Origin of the sequence: Epilithonimonas hungarica (assembly GCF_900102265.1) — a bacterium.
GTDB classification, from domain to species: Bacteria; Bacteroidota; Bacteroidia; order Flavobacteriales; family Weeksellaceae; genus Epilithonimonas; species Epilithonimonas hungarica.
Genome location: NZ_FNBH01000001.1, coordinates 79,360 through 95,656, shown reverse-complemented (window position 1 = coordinate 95,656; position 16,297 = coordinate 79,360). Strand labels below are relative to the sequence as shown.

Annotated in this window: 13 protein-coding genes; 3 read left to right on the top strand and 10 right to left on the bottom strand. The window is 37.1% G+C overall.

Annotation, left to right across the window (positions count from 1 at the left end):
- Window positions 1-9 precede the first annotated feature (9 nt).
- From porW to BLT30_RS00440, 5 genes are all read right to left on the bottom strand, one after another.
- Window positions 10-2,589: a type IX secretion system periplasmic lipoprotein PorW/SprE gene (porW, locus tag BLT30_RS00460; RefSeq protein WP_175487110.1), complete on the bottom strand. Its 2,580-nt coding sequence runs from the start codon at window positions 2,587-2,589 to the stop codon at window positions 10-12.
- A 79-nt stretch (window positions 2,590-2,668) separates the two neighbouring features.
- On the bottom strand, window positions 2,669-3,247 hold the full coding sequence (locus BLT30_RS00455) for a Maf family nucleotide pyrophosphatase (protein ID WP_089870470.1): 579 nt from the start codon (window positions 3,245-3,247) through the stop codon (window positions 2,669-2,671).
- 63 nt (window positions 3,248-3,310) lie between these two features.
- A complete protein-coding gene (locus BLT30_RS00450; RefSeq protein ID WP_089870468.1) occupies window positions 3,311-3,832 on the bottom strand; it encodes a KdsC family phosphatase in 522 nt (173 codons plus the stop codon).
- A 72-nt stretch (window positions 3,833-3,904) separates the two neighbouring features.
- The gene (locus tag BLT30_RS00445) at window positions 3,905-4,807 is read right to left on the bottom strand and encodes a GLPGLI family protein (protein ID WP_089870466.1); all 903 of its coding nucleotides are present in this window, start codon (window positions 4,805-4,807) and stop codon (window positions 3,905-3,907) included.
- Between the two features lie 88 nt (window positions 4,808-4,895).
- Window positions 4,896-7,622, bottom strand: a complete 2,727-nt coding sequence (locus BLT30_RS00440) for a Plug and carboxypeptidase regulatory-like domain-containing protein (RefSeq protein ID WP_089872812.1) — start codon at window positions 7,620-7,622, stop codon at window positions 4,896-4,898.
- Window positions 7,623-7,888: 266 nt separating this feature from the next.
- On the opposite strand from BLT30_RS00440, the gene BLT30_RS00435 reads away from it, so the two are divergent.
- Window positions 7,889-8,770 carry a cupin-like domain-containing protein gene (locus tag BLT30_RS00435; protein WP_089870464.1) on the top strand — a complete coding sequence of 294 codons (882 nt, stop codon included), beginning with the start codon at window positions 7,889-7,891 and terminating at the stop codon, window positions 8,768-8,770.
- Between the two features lie 77 nt (window positions 8,771-8,847).
- Here BLT30_RS00435 and gdhA read toward each other — a convergent pair whose 3' ends face one another.
- The 3 genes from gdhA to BLT30_RS00420 all read right to left on the bottom strand — a co-directional run bounded on the left by gdhA (window position 8,848) and on the right by BLT30_RS00420 (window position 12,300).
- Window positions 8,848-10,206: an NADP-specific glutamate dehydrogenase gene (gene gdhA, locus BLT30_RS00430; RefSeq protein WP_027382793.1), complete on the bottom strand. Its 1,359-nt coding sequence runs from the start codon at window positions 10,204-10,206 to the stop codon at window positions 8,848-8,850.
- Between the two features lie 180 nt (window positions 10,207-10,386).
- Window positions 10,387-11,496 (bottom strand): DNA-processing protein DprA, encoded by a 1,110-nt coding sequence (gene dprA, locus BLT30_RS00425; protein ID WP_089870462.1) that lies wholly within the window; start codon window positions 11,494-11,496, stop codon window positions 10,387-10,389.
- 30 nt (window positions 11,497-11,526) lie between these two features.
- On the bottom strand, window positions 11,527-12,300 hold the full coding sequence (locus BLT30_RS00420) for a rhomboid family intramembrane serine protease (protein ID WP_089870460.1): 774 nt from the start codon (window positions 12,298-12,300) through the stop codon (window positions 11,527-11,529).
- 143 nt (window positions 12,301-12,443) lie between these two features.
- Here BLT30_RS00420 and BLT30_RS00415 point away from each other — a divergent pair, with 143 nt between their 5' ends.
- Window positions 12,444-13,553, top strand: coding sequence for a DUF3078 domain-containing protein (locus tag BLT30_RS00415; RefSeq protein ID WP_245707082.1), 1,110 nt, complete (start codon window positions 12,444-12,446; stop codon window positions 13,551-13,553).
- Window positions 13,554-13,598: 45 nt separating this feature from the next.
- On the top strand, window positions 13,599-14,504 hold the full coding sequence (locus tag BLT30_RS00410) for a DUF3078 domain-containing protein (RefSeq protein WP_089870455.1): 906 nt from the start codon (window positions 13,599-13,601) through the stop codon (window positions 14,502-14,504).
- Between the two features lie 27 nt (window positions 14,505-14,531).
- On the opposite strand, the gene msrA is transcribed toward BLT30_RS00410, so the two are convergent.
- Complete coding sequence (gene msrA, locus BLT30_RS00405; protein ID WP_089870453.1) at window positions 14,532-15,185, bottom strand: peptide-methionine (S)-S-oxide reductase MsrA; 654 nt, start codon at window positions 15,183-15,185, stop codon at window positions 14,532-14,534.
- Between the two features lie 93 nt (window positions 15,186-15,278).
- The gene (locus BLT30_RS00400; RefSeq protein WP_089870451.1) at window positions 15,279-16,250 is read right to left on the bottom strand and encodes an ROK family protein; all 972 of its coding nucleotides are present in this window, start codon (window positions 16,248-16,250) and stop codon (window positions 15,279-15,281) included.
- Between the last annotated feature and the right edge of the window lie 47 nt (window positions 16,251-16,297).

The following is a 16,297-nucleotide window of genomic DNA, read 5'->3' as shown; positions in this document are numbered from 1 at the left end:
CTCTCTTTTTTATTTTCTTTTCATTTCTGATTTCTGCTCAGCAGTAGAAGTTTTATTTACTTGTATTGATTGTTTCGGGAATGTAGAATTGCTATCATTCATTGCTCCAGGTCTTCCCGGACCAGAAGAGCCCCTTTCATTGGCATCCAATTCTTCTTTAAGTTTTTGTTTTGCTTCCTCTTCTTTGTTAATGGCAGGTTGCGGTTTCTCTTTGACAGAATTTCCCTGGTCATCAGTAAGTTCAAGTTTAGCATCACTCTTAAGGTATTTCAAAAGGTCTTGTGCCTTTTTCCCTTCGGGTGTCTTTTTATAATTAAGAACGATCTGCTCCAGTTGCAAGATCATAATCTCTTTTCCAGCTGTTTTCCCGGCATTATAGGCATTTAACAGATAGAATTTAGGAACAAGTGCATCTTTTGGATTGTCAGCAATAGCTTTGTCTATAATGGCAGACGATTCTGCAAATTTCCCAGTTTCATAGAGTTTATAGGCATCGGCATATAACTTTTCTACATCAGCTGTTGTTTTGTTAAAATCTTTACTCTTAGGATTTTTAACAAATTCTGCGTAAGAAGTATATGGATATTTTTCCAGGATCAAAGCTTTCGCTTTTTCAGCTTCGGACGGGTTTTTCTCATAATTGAAAACAAAAATATTGTATAGGGCCAACAGGTCTGTTTCTTCATCTGGCTTATTTTCAACCAGGTCAAACAATGTTTTCGTAGCTAATTTTGTATTGCCAAAATATGTTTCGTACATACTTCCCATTCCCAGACTTGCAGTGTCTCTGTCTTTTTTCAGTTTGTCAAGTTCCACTTTGGATGTCGGGATCTTTTCTATATAGAATTCTGGCTCCAGTCTCCTTGGATCCGGAGCATTGGCCAATCCCAAAGCTTCGTTCTTCATGTCCTCTATCGTCGTAGTCTTTGCAGAATATCTCCAGTTGTCCATTAATGTTCTGTTTCCCCAAGTTTGTTTGAAGGCACTTTCACCTCTTGGGATATTGCTGGAGTTAGCAAAATAGAAAGTCGATCCACCTGAGATCCCAAAATTCTGGAAACTATTGCTGTCAGAGGAATTATTGGCAAAGATGGAATTTGCATTGTAATCAGAATTATCAAAACCTTTGTTTCTTTCGGCTCTTTTCTTTTCCAATTCTTCAACAGCTTCTTTAGCTTTTATCTTCTCTATGTATTTTGCAAAATAGTCTCTTTTTTCGTCATCGGTCATTTTGGTCAAAGCCAGAATACTGTCATTCTTTTTAACGACGTAATAATTCTTGGACAGTTTTTTGATATTGGCAGTAAGGCTTGTCAATCGTTCTTTTTCAGGCTGGTATGTCATTACGGCCAAAGCACTGTCATAATAGACTCCTGCCGTCAAATAATCGTCTTTTGCAAAATATTTTTTAGCAATTTCAGCATAAGTAAGGCCACGGATCTGCGGATCAGATTGTTTTTCTTTCAATGCTTTTCTGAAATAGGAATCCGCTATAGAATCTTTTGTTGCAGAAGTTGCAATCAATCCGCTGGCGTAATATAATTCGTTTTTACGAGAAGCATAAGTTCCCTTTTTGGCAATCTTCTCAAGATAAGCCATTGCTTCTTCATAACTGTCGGCTTTTCCGTCAAAAGTTTTTGCAATCTCGATTTGAGATTTAACTTCGAATTCGTAGCTGTTCGCGTATTTGTAAGCCGCTGCGAAAGATTCTCTTGCTTCACTTTTTCTATTAAGATCAGAAAGGATCTGTCCTCTTAAAAATGCTATTCTGCTTTTGGTCTTCCTGTTTTTGTTGTATGCAAAAGCATCTTCCAAGACTTCCGCTGCCAATTCTTTTTTTCCCCATTTCAGGAAATTATCAGCCTGATAAACTTTCAGGATCCTTTTGTGTTCTTTGGTCAGTTTAATTTTCGGATTTTCTTCCAGGTCTATGAAAACCTCATCAGCACGGTAATACTCTTTCAGTTTTGTGTAATTTACAGCCTGGTAGATCCTTGCCAAAGGAAGTCTTTTATCTTTGCTCATGTTGTTGAAGATATAGCCCAATGCATCCAGAGATTCCAGGTATTTTCCTTGATACATTCTGGCTTTTGCCAACAAAATATAAGCATCGAAGATCTTTTTGTTCTTCTCTACCCCGTTGACAAGTACCGAATATTTTGTTATCGCCTTCTGGGCCTTAGCTTCAGTAATTTGCAGAATCGACGCTCCTTTTTTATTGTTATTATTAGCACCGATCATTCCTCCTGCTCTATCATTCACATCATTGACGGATGAGGGTCTTGCGCCTCTTAATGGCGGAGGTGCATCCGGGTCGTTAGAGCCTGACGAAATCGAGCTTCCACTTTGTAAAGCGTTTACATCGTCCTCTGTGGTATAAACTGAGATGTAAGGGTCATAGAAATTATCCACATGGGCTTTATCTCTGCTTTCCATTTCGGCATTGAAAGCTTCCTTACTATTGAACAAAGTATTGTAATAGGTCATAAACCTGTTGACAGGACCACTCTTCGTTTTTTTCTTTTTATGGCGTGGATTACAGGCAATTACGCTTACAACGGCAAGTATAATTAATAAATATTTTCTCATCTAATTAATTTCAAATAGGAGATCTGAGTAACAATCTGTAAAAATAACGAAATTTTGTAAGGAAAATTATTTAAAGCTGTTAGTTTTGAAAATTGCTTGGAAAACAATTCAGTTTTTTGAGTTCCTCATAAACCAGATCGACAGGAAAACCCATTACAGAATAGAAAGAACCAGAGATGTTTTTGATCTTGGACATTCCCAGCCACTCTTGTATCCCGTATGATCCAGCTTTGTCAAAAGGTTTATAATTCTCAATATAAAATTTGGTCTCATCATCACTGATTTCAGAAAACGTGACATCGGTCTTGCTTGTTTTACTGATCTCAGAATCCGTTGTTTTGATTGTAAATGCCGTATAAACCTGATGCGTTTTCCCTGAAAGGTTTTTGATCATTTCAAAAGCTTCGTCTTCATTTTTCGGTTTGAGGAGAATTTTTTGTCCTGATGCAACAATGGTGTCTGAAGTCAAAAGAATTTCGCCGGAACTTATATTGAAAGCTTTTGCTTTTTTGTTTGAAACATATTCGGCAATATTTTCTGGCAATAAGTCTGAAGGGTAAGATTCGTCAACATCAATTTTAACAATATCAAATTCATAGCCCAATTGCGACAACAGCTCTTTCCTTCTGGGAGAATTGGAAGCTAGTAGTAATTTCATTTGCTTAATTTTTAATTTTTTTAACGGTCAAATGAAACGATAAACCGTCTCATTATCAATAAATTAAGCCGATTTCGTTTCTTCGTCCAGATTCCATTTTCCCTGGACCTTCATCACTTGTTCTATCACATCACGAACAGCACCTTTGCCTCCAAACACTGGAGAAATATAATCGGAGATCGCTTTCACTTCCGGAACTGCGTTGGCAGGACAAGCAGAGATCTCTGCCAATCTCATAATACCAATATCCGGAATATCATCGCCCATCATCAGGATCTCGGAATCTTGTAAATTATATTTCGATTTGAAATCTTCATAATCAGAAATTTTGTGGGAAGATTTGGCATAATAATCTTTGATTCCGAGATATTCCATCCTGTTTTTTACCATCGGGTCATTCCCGCCCGTGATGATTCCGATTTTGTATCCCTGCTTCAAAGACTGAACAACGGCATAACCATCCAGAACGCTCATCACCCGGGACATGTTCTGGTCTGGCAAAAGGTAAACGCTTCCGTCCGTGAAAACACCATCGACATCGAAAACGAAGGCTTTTATATTTTTAAGTTTTGGCAAATAACTCATTTTAATTTTTTAAAATTGACATAAAAAAGTCCCCTGGAAAGAGGACTATAAAAATAGTGTTTTATACGGAAATTAAGGATAAAGTGCAGGTTCTATTTTGTTGTTATCTTTTTTGATCTCTTCTCTCTGGTTTTTTTCCATGGCCCGAAGCACTTCTGAAGGGTCTGATAATATTTTCCCATCGATATTCAGAGTTAACTTCATATTGCCTTGTGATAGTATTTGGCGAGTATCTTTCACGGGATCATTTTTGTATTCTTTCCATTGTTTTTTGAATTGTTCCTCGGAAACTTCAATTTCTTTTCCGCCAGGAACGCCGAATGTTTTCACAACAATCCCCCCACGTGTACTTCCTATTTCTTCTTTTTCAATTTTCTCAACCTCATCAAATTTTTTACTTCCTGCAAATTTGAAAATATGCGTCCCTGTGGAGTCTTCCATTTCCAAAATCAAACCAGGTAATCCTGAAAACTTATATGGTCCGTCCTGAAACGGAAAATCCTGAGAAAACCAAGCTGTCCAGGTTCTTCCGCCAAAGTCAAGTGTTGCTTTCTGGACTTCGAATTTATCAATCTTTTTTTTGTCTGGTAATATTTTCCAGTTCAACGGATTTTCATTTTTAACGCTGAATCTGGAATTTCCGATGCCCGTATGTAAAACGATGGTGAAGTCCGGATAAGATTTGGAAACCGAATATCCTATTTTTCCGCCGTTTCCACCTTGGTAGTTAAAATTTGTAGAACCTGTTGCAATTTGTTTTTTAAAATAAGCGTCTCTTGTAGAATCGCTTACAAACTTCTGTCGGCTATAGAATTTGCTTCCATCTTTTTTGATATCCAGATACATCAGTTCTGTATCGAGAGAGTCTTTTTTTTCGATGTTAGATGCGAACTTGTATTCATACATGATCCTTGTTCCTTGAGCGAATGATAAAACGCCAAAGAAAATCGATAAAATAAATAGTGCTTTTTTCATGACTAAAGATTTAGTGATTTAAAATTAAGAAAAATAAAAAGGCAGACAAAAAAGATGCGCTGCCTTTTCGGTTATAATAAATAGTGTGTTACTTGAAGTTGAATTTTACGGTGAACATGAATTGGCTCGGGCGAATTTTATAGCTTTGTGTAACAGTATTCCCTTGCTCAATATTTACAGCTACAGTTTCATAAATTTTTTGATTTGTGATATTCAACCATTTGAGTTCGAAGTCAATTTTTTTCTTGACCCAAGTATATTGGTAAGACAAATCATAAAACGGATTTTTATAGGTATTGCCTTGAGTTGAGGTTACACTGTTATCCCAATTAAATCCAAATGTATGATTGTCTGATGGATAAATATATGCAGCAAGATTATGGCTCCACCCTGAACTTTTTTGAGAGGTTGATTTGGTTGCATTTTTATTGGTGCGCCAGTTCATGCTAATATTGTAATCAATACTTAACCAGCTGAAGTAAGTATTATTGAATTTTGCTGACCAGCTCTGAACGTTATTTTTACTTTCTATGAAGTTCTCATTAAAAAAACTGAAAGAGTTGGAATCCGAATTCGTGAAACTTGTAGATATATTACTTTTGAATTTAGGAAAATATTTTCCAATTTCAGCACTTTCGCTTTGAGATTTTGTAGAGTTCTCTCTAGCTTCGATTCCTATTGACCCGCCGATTCCACCTGTTGTGGCAAACGTTTCCACAATATTCCTTTTCATTGTTCCATAATTGTAACGAACATTGAAAAATAAATTATTAAGAGGATTTCTGTATTCTAATCTTGTTCCCACATTTCTGTTAAGATATTCCGGCATTTTGGAGTTGCTAAGGTCACTTACATATCTTTGAGACAAATTCCCGGCGGAAGTCAAGACATTTCCTCCATATAAAAACCCAAAATTTCCAAAATCATAACTCTGGCTGGCAAACACCCAATATTTGAAAAATGATGCAAAGTCATAACTTGCAAAGAAAGTCGGTTCCAGTGCGGTCTTTGTTTTATCGGCCAATTGGTTATAAAGATTATCCTGATACTTGATGCTATAGAAATTGACAGGTAATGTGAGGTTCATATTCAATCTGTCGGATTTATAATTGAACGATACTTGTGTGTATGGTGTCAATTCATTCCAATCTACATCATTTTGGTTTCTTCCTGCCAAAGACATATATATATTATCTTTTGAACCACTTAATAATGATTTCAGATTATTGAAGTTCATATTGAGACCAATCTCTGGAATGATGGTCAACTTTTTAAACGTGAATCCAACAGAAGCCGAATGGTTGACTTCCAAAGTCTCGGAAAGAGCATATTGTCTGTAGGTATCATAAAGACCGATAGTGCTTAAGCCGGTGAAATAGTCCGTATAACTTGCAGGATTAACTTTCATGGTTTGCTTGTCTTTTTGATACTTGAAGTAGCTCATCACGTTGATCAGTTTATCTTTCCAAGGAATAATTGTACTCAATGAGTTTTGGAAACTTCCCGAAGGCGATTGCAATGATTGATTTCCAGAGATATATGGCACATTTTCATCAGTTGTATCTAACCCTGAAAAACCATTGTTTGTATTCCAAAACCCATTCCATGTAGTTGTATTTTTAAAGAAACCTTTTTTGGCATTTTTAGTAAAGATCAATTCTGCTTTTGCAGAATTAGTGTAAAAATCATTCCTTCTCGATTGTTCCAGTGTTCTCCCCGCAAGGTCATTATTGGCAGGAATATCATCATATGCGGTCTTTGTATGAGAATCTCTTTCTACATCATTATAAGTGTAGTTTACATTGGCCTTTAGTTCCCATTCCTTATTTTTGAAAGGACTTGTCAATAAATTGGCAGAGAAAAAATGTACATTATTCAACAAGTATCTTTTTTCTGGTAGATCTGGCGTTTGGGCTTGCTCTACATTTAACCAGCGATTTGCTGAAACCTGGCTTCTTTTTCCTTCCCATCGATTTCCAAAAGCCAGCAGATTACCCTCATTCTCGACACTCTCTCCATTGTTATTCGCCTTGTAATTCACGACCCACTGGTTTTTTTGCCCAAAGAACATAGGCGTCAATTTCACATTCCAAAGCAACGGACTGAAACCTGCTCCAATTTCTCCACGGCCAGTCATCGTTACTGATTTTTTCAATTTGATATTAAGTGCTGCCTGCTCGGAAGGTACTTTATCCCTAAGAATACTTACTGGCTGGTGATTTTCAAGAACCTCAACCTTGGAAACCGCATCTTTTGGCAATGAGTTATTTACAGTTCCATAACCGCCTTCCATAAGATCTTTCCCGTTAACATAGAACTTATTGATAGCCTCGCCTTGATAAAGAACTGTTCCGTCTTTATTAACTTCGATTCCTGGGATCTTTTTCAAAACATCCGCAAGAGTTCTGTCATTTTTATTTTCAAAAGACTTGAGGTCATAAGAAATAGTGTCTCCTTTTTTGGTGATCAGTTTTGTTTTTAGCCTTACTTCCTGTATCTCGGTAGCCTGAGAATCCATTGAGAAATTAAGTTTCTGGTCCTCATTTTTTATGGATCGTGTGATTGGTTTCTGATTGAAGGCCTTGATCTTCAGGTCTAGATTACTCTCAGAAGATGTTACGGTCACTTTATATTCTCCTTTCGCATTGGATATCCCGTAAGCAAGAATGGCATTTTTGCCCGGTTCTTCCACTGTTACACTCGCACTTGCAAGTGCTTTCCCATCACCATCGGTTATCACTCCGGAAATTGTTTTTTGTGCAAATACCATCAAAGTAAAAGCCAGCATAAAAAAGATAGATAGAACTTTTTTCATAGTCATTAATTATATCACTAAAACATTAGTAGAAAAATTTTACAAAATGTTACAAGGTTTTTGTTGGAGTCATAAAAAATTCAAAAGTTAAATGCGCGATCTTGTTAAAAGCCGCCTTTGGATAGATGCCGGGATTCATTTCATAGTAAAGAGAAAATGATTTATAAAATAAATACTAGTTATTTATAATGAATATAAATAGTAAAGTATTTTTTTCCCGGTCAATTGTAAAATTTAATAAATTTGCACATTAATATTGAGTTAATATGGGAATCACTCTAAAACCTATCGATATTGTAGATGATATCACCAAAGAAGAATTCTTTGAAAAATACCTGAAACCGCGCAAACCGGTCGTGATAAAAAATATGGCCAGAAAATGGCCAGCTTATCAAAAATGGACGATGGAATATATAAAGGAGGTCGTAGGAGACGTTACCGTTCCTTTGTACGATAGTGCTAAAGCTGACCCTGCGGCTCCTATCAATACGCCAACAACAGAAATGAAGTTTGCGGATTACATCGATATGATACAAAGAGAACCAACGGACCTTAGGATATTTTTCTTCGATCCTATAAAACATGCTCCAAAAATACTGAATGACTATATTTCGCCCAAAGAATTGATGGGTGGCTTTCTGGACAAATATCCAAGTATGTTTTTCGGGGGAAAAGGTTCTGTCACGTTCCTGCATTTTGATATTGATATGGCGCATATTTTCCATACGCACTTCAATGGTAGAAAACATATCCTGCTATTCGATTACAAATGGAAAGAAAGGCTTTATCAGCTTCCTTATGCAACTTATGCTTTGGAAGATTTTGATATAGAAAATCCGGATTTCGAAAAATTCCCGGCACTAGACGGTATCGAAGGTATCGAATGCTTTCTGGAGCATGGAGACACGTTGTTCATGCCGACGGGCTGGTGGCATTGGATGAAATATCTGGACGGTAGTTTCTCGATCTCACTCAGAGCTTGGGACAAAAGCTGGGCCGTGAAAGCACATTCTTTATGGAATCTTACTGTACAGAGAGGTTTTGATAATTTTATGAAGAAAAATTTCAAGGCCAATTATATGAACTGGAAAGAGAAAAAAGCTATCGAAAGAGCCAATTATGCCTTAAAAAGAGGTTTGCCAAGATAGTCTCAATAACCTCTAAATAAAAAATGCAGCTAAATTACTTAACTGCATTTTTTTATTTTTATTAAAGTGATTTGTTTTTAAACTACACCTTGAGCCAACATTGCCTCAGCTACTTTTACGAAACCTGCGATATTTGCACCTTTTACATAATTTACATAACCATCCTCTTCTTTTCCGTAATCTCTACATGCTTTGTGAATTCCTATCATGATCTCCTTCAATCTTGCATCTACTTCCTCAGAAGTCCAGTTAAGCCTGATCGAGTTTTGTGTCATTTCCAATCCGGAAGTTGCAACACCTCCAGCATTAGACGCTTTCCCGGGAGAGAAAAGAACTTTGTTGTCCAAGAAATAGTTGATCGCCTCCAACGTAGAAGGCATGTTCGCTGCTTCTGTTACACAAAGACATCCGTTTGCCACCAGTTTGATCGCATCCTCAAGATCCAATTCGTTCTGGGTTGCAGAAGGGAAAGCGATATCACACTTCACTTCCCAAGGTCTTTTTCCTGCGAAGAATTCCGCTTCAGGATATTTTTTTGCATAATCCTCAGCTCTATTGTTTCCGGAAGCTCTTAATTCAAGAAGATATTCGATTTTTTCTCCAGAAATTCCATCTTTATCATAGATGTAACCATCTGGTCCTGAAATGGTAACCACTTTTCCACCAAGATCATTGATCTTCTTGATAACACCCCAGGCCACATTTCCGAATCCTGAAACTACAACTGTTTTACCGGTAATAGATTCGTTGATGGTTTTCAACATCTGCTCAGCAAAATAAACCACACCATAACCAGTTGCTTCCGGTCTGATAAGGGAACCCCCGTAAGCCAGACCTTTTCCAGTCAAGACTCCGGTAAACTCATTTCTTATTTTCTTATACATCCCGAAAAGATATCCGATCTCTCTTGCACCAACGCCGATATCTCCGGCAGGAACATCGGTCTCCGGGCCAATGTGCTTGCAAAGTTCCATCATGAATGCCTGGCAGAAACGCATTACTTCCATATCAGATTTCCCTTGTGGGTCAAAATCAGAGCCTCCTTTTCCACCGCCCATAGGAAGCGTGGTCAAGCTATTTTTGAAAACCTGTTCAAAAGCTAAGAATTTCAAAACGCTAAGATTAACTGTCGGGTGGAATCTGATTCCGCCTTTATAAGGTCCGATCGCAGAATTCATCTGGATTCTGAATCCTCTGTTGACCTGGATCTCCCCTTTGTCATCGATCCACGGCACTCGGAAGATGATCACTCTTTCCGGCTCTGCCATTCTCTCCAGGAGCTTCATCCCGGTATATTCTTTTCTCGTAGCGATGAAAGGGATCACGGTAACCGCCACTTCTTTAACTGCTTGGATAAATTCTGGTTCGTTAGGATTTTTGGCCTCAATTTTTGCCATAAATTCCTGAATCTTTTGCTCAACGTTATAGTGTTCCATTGTTCTATAATTATGACAACAAATTTAATTTTATTTTCGAATTTCGCAAGTAATATTTTGTTTTTTATTGATAATTTAAGGATAATCATTAAAGTATTTGCATAATGCATAATTATGATTTTTGTATTAATGATTCTTAAATTTAATGTTAATTTACTTCAAATTTCCGAAATGATGATTTTATTGATTGATCAAATATTGCCTACCGGAAAGACATTTTATATGACCATAAATCTCTAGATCTAAGAGAATTGGCAAAAGCTTATGATGTAAAATGCCCGATTTTTCGGCAATATCATCTAAAGAAATGGATTCATTATCCTCTATAATGTCCAAAATCATTTGGTGTTCTTTTTTATCAGAATCTAGTATGACCTTCTGTTTTTCCTTCGGGAAAAGTTCAGGCTGAGGCAGAAAATTCAGATTTTTGATCAATGTATTGATGTCAACGATTGTTTCAGCTTTGTTAAGAGATATCAGTTGGTTGCAGCCTTGGCTAAAAACATCTGTGATTTTTCCGGGCAAAGCATAAACATCGCGATTATACTGATTTGCAAAATTGACGGTCGTTACAGATCCACCGCCATAAGCCGTTTCTACAACGATCAGGTTAGGAGAAAATCCTGCGATGATCCTGTTTCTTTGAAGAAAGTTTTCTTTTGCCATTCCTTCGAACGAAGCATATTCGGTTACAAGTGCACCTTCATTTTCAAGGATTTTATTCGCTAACGCTTTATTCTTAGCGGGATAAATGGTACTTAAACCTTGTGCCAAAACGGCAATAGTGGGAATTTGATTTTTAAGAGACTCCTCGTGAACACAGGAATCCACGCCCAAAGCTAAGCCGCTGATAGTAGATATTTTGGAGTTTGATAAGCCGGAAAGCAGATCTTGGATGAAATTCTTTCCATAAGAAGTCATTTTCCTCGTTCCTACCATAGAAATAGAATTCCGGTCAGGATTTAAATTCCCTTTGTAAAATAACAGAACGGGAGAATCATCACAATTCAAAAGATGTTTTGGATAAAGATCATCATTTTGAGAAATAATTTTAATGTCTTGTTTTTTGCAAAGCGCAATTTCTTTTTCGGCAATCCTTAAAAGATCTTCGTTACCGATATTTTGAATTGTATGTTTTCCAATTCCAGAAGTGGAAAGAAGAGATCTGGGAGAAGATTCCCAGACTTTTTTGGCCGATCCAAAATTTTTGATCAGCTTTTTAAGATTGATATTACCAATATTTTTGCACTGTTTAAGTGCAAGGATGTAAAGATATTCTTCGGAGGTCATAGGTCATTTGTGTTCTGACCAAATTAAGGATTATTTTTCTTTTTTCCGAATTTCATCCAGATAATCCCAAATACTTTCCTGCTTCAATTGCGGCAGTTCTTCGAAATCTTCCGGGTGATTTGCCATATATTCTTGCCAGATCTTATCATCTTTCTCGTTGTAGTAATTAGGAAACTCCCAAATGTATTTCTTTTTTTTATCTCCAAATTTTCTAAATATGATCGCCAAAATGATTCCGGTGATACTTCCTGCCAAATGTGATTGCCAGCTGATCTTGCTCGGTTCTTCTAAATTCGAAAAGAATTCTTCTGGGAATATTCCCCATATCAAACTTCCGTAATATAAAGCGACAAACATAGAAATTGTCAAAAGCTTCATGTTCCAACGGAAAACACCACTGAAGAAGATAAAAAACGCCAACATATAGACCAACCCACTTGCCCCAATGATGCAACTGTAGTTCCACTCACCTGTAGTAATATCAATCGGCGGTAACATCCAGACCAACAATCCGGAAGCGATCCATCCGATAAAAAAAATCCGATAGGCTATTTTAGGATAAAACTCGAAAAGCAAAAACAGAAGAATCGCTATTGGCATAGAGTTGCCAAGAATATGATCCATACCACCATGCAGTAATGGAGCAAAGAGAACACCTTTCAACCCTTCCGGCATCAATGGAATCAGTGCGCCATCACAACCTTGGAAAAACCCGAGATTCTGAAATAAGAAAAACCCCCACATCAATACCAACATAATGATTGGCACCAAAATAGATCGCAAATTGAAAGATTTTAAAAACATTGATTTTAGATTCTCAATTTTACAGCCAATTATCAAAAAAGGTAATTTTGTCTGTAAAAATCAGGTCAAATAATATGAATTTGGTTATAACGGCAGATTCTGAAAAAATTAGTTTTATTATTTTTGTTCAAAATTAGATATTAATGAAAAAGATATTGGTGCTATTTGTCCTAATGTTGGGTATCTCTATTAATGCTCAAACAACTGATTATCAAAGAATAATTGATTCTATCGGTCAAAAAAAATGGGACTCTATCTCTATCAATATCGATAGTCTTGCCAATCCAAGACTTGTGGACGTCAAATCTTTGAAAAGAGATGAGGTAAAGATCAATAACAGCATTGTGATCGTACCAAATACAGATGACTCAAGTCCTTTAACACCATCATCTATCCTGACTTTGCCAACCTTGAAACGCTGGTTCATTTTCGGCCAAAACACTTTGGTCTTCAACCAGTCATCTTTTGCAAATTGGTATGCTGGAGGAAATAATAACATCGGGGTGATAGGAAAGGTAAATTACAATATCGTTTACAAAAAGAACAAGCATTATCTGGACAATAATATCCAGTTCGGCTATGGCTTTGTTTCTTCTACCGGGCAATCTACCAGAAAGACGGATGATTATATCAATATAATGACCAATTATGGATACGAGTTGGCACAACATTATTATTTATCTACCGGTTTTCAGTTTCTATCACAGTTTACGCCGGGATTCAATTACTCTTCAACACCGGATCCTGTCTATGACAATAGGATATCAAAGTTTATGGCACCCGGGTATCTTAATTTAGGTCTTGGTTTTTCATACAATCCAAACGATAACTTCCAAATCATTCTAAGGCCATTGAATGGAAAGTTTACTTTTGTTTTGGATAAAAAACTCCAGACAAAAGGTAATTACGGTCTGGAAAGAGATGGACAAAGTCTAAGAGCCGAGGTTGGTACGATGATGAATGTTCTTTATAAGATCAAACTGTTCAAAGATGCGACCTATGTGAACCAGATCAATTTATTTAGTAATTATCTGGAACACTCTGAACGGGTTGATATCAATTACAGCGGCGCATTGAATTTGAAATTCAACAAATACATCACTACTTCTATAACCATAGATGTGATGTACGATCACGACCAGATTCAAAAACTGCAAAGAAAACAGACTTTGGGAGTAGGTGTAACATACAGCTTGGGCTATAAAGTGGAGAGAGATAGCAAACCGGGCGTTATCAACCCTTTTGTTAAATAAATTTTCCACACTATTCATTATATTTGTTCAAGAAAACAAATAAATATGAAGAAATTACTATTTTTTGGCAGCCTTTTACTGGCTTTCAATTCCTATGCACAAGAGCAACCTGTCGAAGATTCCGTAAAAGCCTGGTCCATAGTTGGACAGAATACATTAATGCTCAATCAATCTGCTTTTTCCAACTGGGTAGCGGGAGGTGCAAACAACATTGGCTGGCAAGCGGGTGTAAACTATAACCTGACTTACGAAAAAGATAAAGACCTGTGGGAAAATATCATTATTATCGGCTATGGGATGAATAATACACAAGGTGTTGGAAATAGAAAGACTCAAGATGTCATCAATCTTTCTACCAATTATGGTCGCAAATTTTCCGGGAATTGGTATACATCTGTCGGTGCAGGACTAATAACACAATTTGCACCGGGATATGAAGATGGAAATAATCCGGATGCTGCCAAGATCTCTAATTTTATGGCTCCTGGCTATGTGAATATAGGAGCTGGTTTTACTTACAAACCAAATGACAATTTTACGATGACGCTAAGACCTGCCAACGCAAGATTTACTTTTGTTCTCGACAAAGACCTACAATATGCCGGAAACTACGGACTGAAAAATGATGGAGATTCTATGCTGTTCCAATTTGGATTCTTGGGGACAGCTCAATATAAAGTGAAATTGATGGAAAATATTACGCTGCAGAACACTGCTTCCGTTTTTTCCAATTATCTTGACCATCCGGAAAGATTGGTTCTGTCGTACGGTGGAATTCTCAATATGAAGGTCAACAAATATATCTCTACTAATGTTACATTGGATCTGCTGTATGATCATAACCAGATCAAAAAGACACAGCTGAAGCAAACTCTGGGAATTGGATTCGCCTATAACATCGATAATGGCAAGAAAAGGTCAGACGACAAACGAAATCATGGCTGGAAATAGAAATTTAAAAAAATAAAAAAGTGGAGATCAATTCTCCACTTTTTCGTTTAACCAGCCCAATTCTCCAAAATGTTTTTTGAATTTCTGGATCTTTGGACCAACAACAGCACTGCAATAGGGCTGAGTCGGATTGGCATTGTAATAACCTTGATGGTAAGCTTCCGCTGACCAGAATTTTTTGAAAGGAACGATCTCTGTTACATATTTTCCATTCCATTCCTGTTTTGCTTCAGATGCTTTCAGAGATTCTTCGGCTTCCTGTTTTTGTTTTTCAGAATGATAGAAAATCGCTGACCTGTATTGTGTTCCTATATCATTTCCCTGTCTGTTAAGTGTAGTAGGATTATGAAGAAACCAAAATACTTCTAATAATTGCTTATAAGAAATGATCTTTGGGTCAAATGCAATCTGTACAACTTCTGCGTGACCGGTCGTTCCTGTACAAACTTCTTCATAGGTAGGATTGTCTTTGTGCCCTCCGGAATATCCGGAAATCACTGAATCTACACCCTTCAGCATATGAAAACAACTTTCCACACACCAAAAACATCCACCTGCCAAAGTGGCATATTCCAAATTGTTTTTATCCATTTTTTGATTTGTTAAAGGTTTTGTTTTTTTCTCCTGTCCATTGCAGTTGATGAGGAAAAAACTGAGTATTAATAATAAATAACGATTCATGTTCGGGAAGAAAAAATCCTTTGATTTTCCTTGTCATCAATAGCAAAAATTATTCCTATCAAAAAGAAACATCAAAGGATCTATGAATATCAATTATTTATTTTCCCATACAAGAGCACTTGCTCCTAGTATAGCAGCATCTGCCTCGTCCAGCTCGCTGAAAACCAATTTTACTTTTGAGCGGAAGATCGGAAGCAGGTTTCTTTCCATGTGCAATTTGGCAGGTTTTAGCAGAAAATCTCCAGCCTTTATAACACCACCAAATAACAATATTGCTTCTGGAGAAGAGAACATTACAAAGTTCGCCAACGCTTCTCCTAATTTTTGTCCTGTATATCTGAAAACCTCTATTGCCGTCGGGTCTCCCTTTTCAGCACACTCGAAAACGGTTTTGGAATTGATAGATTCCTCGGGATATTGATTCAGCATAGAATCCGGAAACTCTGCACGGAATTTTTTAGCCGTAATCGCAATTCCCGTTGCAGAGGCATAAGCCTCGAGGCTTCCTTCAGAACCGGTACTCCAATGTTTTCTTCCACCAGGTTTCACAATCGTATGTCCTAGTTCTCCAGCGAATCCATCGTGTCCGTAGATTAGATTTCCACCGCTGATAATTCCGCTTCCAACACCTGTTCCAAGCGTTATCATTATGAAATCCTTCATTCCTCTAGCTGCGCCGAACATCATCTCTCCAAGAGCTGCTGCATTGGCATCATTGGTCATTTTACAAGGCACACCGAATTTTTCTTTCATCAATTCTGCGAAAGGCACTACGCCTTTCCAGGGAAGATTAGGAGCCAATTCGATTGTTCCTTTGAAATAATTGGCGTTAGGTGCACCAACTCCTATTCCGTCCAAGGTCGTGTTATGACTTGCTTCATCAATCAGAGGTTTGATGTTGGTATATAAAGCATCGATAAAATCTTCTACCTCTTTATATTCCTCAGTTTTTATACTCCCTTTTGCAAGGATCTCTCCGCGATGGTTGACCAAACCAAATTTAGTATTAGTCCCACCAATATCTATTCCTATTGCTATTTGCTTGGATAAATCAATTAATGACATCAATTTTTTAATTTTTTAAGACCCTAAATTTAGGTAAAATCAATGTA